The following is a 1,712-nucleotide window of genomic DNA, read 5'->3' on the forward strand; positions in this document are numbered from 1 at the left end:
TTCTGGCGCATCATCGGTCCCCGTAATGGTGATGACAATATCTTGTTGCGTGTTATCGCTTGCCGTCAGGGTAATGGTATCGGTGACCTGATCGCCGGCATCTAAATTCTGCACCGCAGACTGATCAAGGGTGTAGGTCCAATTACCGTTCACCAGCTCGAGCGAACCATAGTTGCCTGCCTGTGTAACATCGGCAAAAGTCGGATTATCGCCGTCATCAACATCACTGATCGCAAGGGTGCCGGTGGCAGTGACGGGTGCATCACCTTCGTTGCCTTCGGTGACCGAGCCAACAAACTCACCAGAGACTTCAGGTAAGTCGTCGGTGCCGGTAATAGTGATAACGATATCTTGGTCGGTACCATCAGAGGCAGTCAGGGTGATAGTGTCGGTGACCTGATCGCCGGCATCTAAACTCTGCACCGCAGACTGATCAAGGGTGTACGTCCAATTACCGTTCACCAGCTCTAGCGAACCATAAGTGCCGGTTGCTGTGGTATTGGCAAAGGTGGGTGCATCGTCGCCATCCACATCACTGATCGCAATGGTACCCGTGGCAGTTACTGCGGTATCGCCCACGTCACCTTCGGTCACTGAGCCAACAAACTCACCACTCACTTCTGGTGCATCGTCGGTCCCCGTAATAGTGATAACAATATCTTGCTCAGTACCATCGTTTGCAGTCAGGGTGATGGTGTCCGTCACCTGATCGCCAGCATCTAAATCTTGCACCGCAGACTGATCGAGGGTGTAAGCCCAATTGCCGTTCACCAGCTCTAGCGACCCATAAGCACCAGTCTCAGTGGTATTGGCGAAGGTAGGTGTATCGTCACCGTCGACATCACTGATCGCAAGGGTGCCGGTGGCAGTAACAGGCGCATCACCTTCATTGCCTTCGGTGACTGAACCAACAAACTCACCACTTGCCGTTCACCAGCTCTAGCGACCCATAAGCACCAGTCTCAGTGGTATTGGCGAAGGTAGGTGTATCGTCACCGTCGACATCACTGATCGCAAGGGTGCCGGTGGCAGTAACAGGCGCATCACCTTCATTGCCTTCGGTGACTGAACCAACAAACTCACCACTCACTTCTGGTGCATCGTCGGTCCCCGTAATAGTGATAACAATATCTTGCTCAGTACCATCAGAGGCAGTCAGGGTGATGGTGTCGCTGATCTGATCGCCGTCATCTAAATTCTGTACTGAGCCCTGATTTAGCGTGTAAGTCCAATTGCCGTTGACCAGTTCTAGCGAGCCATAGGTACCTGCCTGTGTGACATCGGCAAAGGTTGGATTATCGCCGTCATCCACATCACTGATCGCAAGGGTGCCCGTGGCAGTGACAGGTGCATCACCTTCGTTGCCTTCGGTGACTGAGCCGGTAAAGTTGCCGGTGACCTCAGGGGCGTCGTCCGTCCCTGTAATGGTGATAACAATATTTTGTTGCGTGTTATCGCTTGCCGTCAGGGTAATGGTATCGGTGACCTGATCGCCGGCATCTAAACTCTGCACGGCAGATTGATCAAGGGTGTAGGTCCAGTTGCCGTTAACTAGGTCTAGCGAGCCATAAGTCCCCGCTTCTGTAGTATTCGCAAAGGCCGGTGTATCGTCGTCATCGACATCACTGATCGCAATGGTGCCGGTGGCAGTGACAGGTGCATCGCCCACGTTGCCTTCGGTCACTGAGCCGGTAAAGTTACCGGTGACTTCA

1 protein-coding gene and 1 pseudogene are annotated in these 1,712 nt (G+C 53.3%); both read right to left on the reverse strand.

The window, feature by feature from the left end; all coding sequences use genetic code 11:
* A pseudogene (locus tag BZG84_RS16595) lies at positions 1-852 on the reverse strand (VCBS domain-containing protein); the annotation flags it as partial.
* Between the two features lie 64 nt (positions 853-916).
* The coding region (locus tag BZG84_RS16600; protein WP_338013092.1) for a VCBS domain-containing protein at positions 917-1,712 on the reverse strand (796 nt) is incomplete at its 5' end.

Source organism: Salinivibrio sp. PR932, from assembly GCF_001996125.1.
In the GTDB taxonomy this organism is placed as follows: Bacteria; Pseudomonadota; Gammaproteobacteria; order Enterobacterales; family Vibrionaceae; genus Salinivibrio; species Salinivibrio proteolyticus.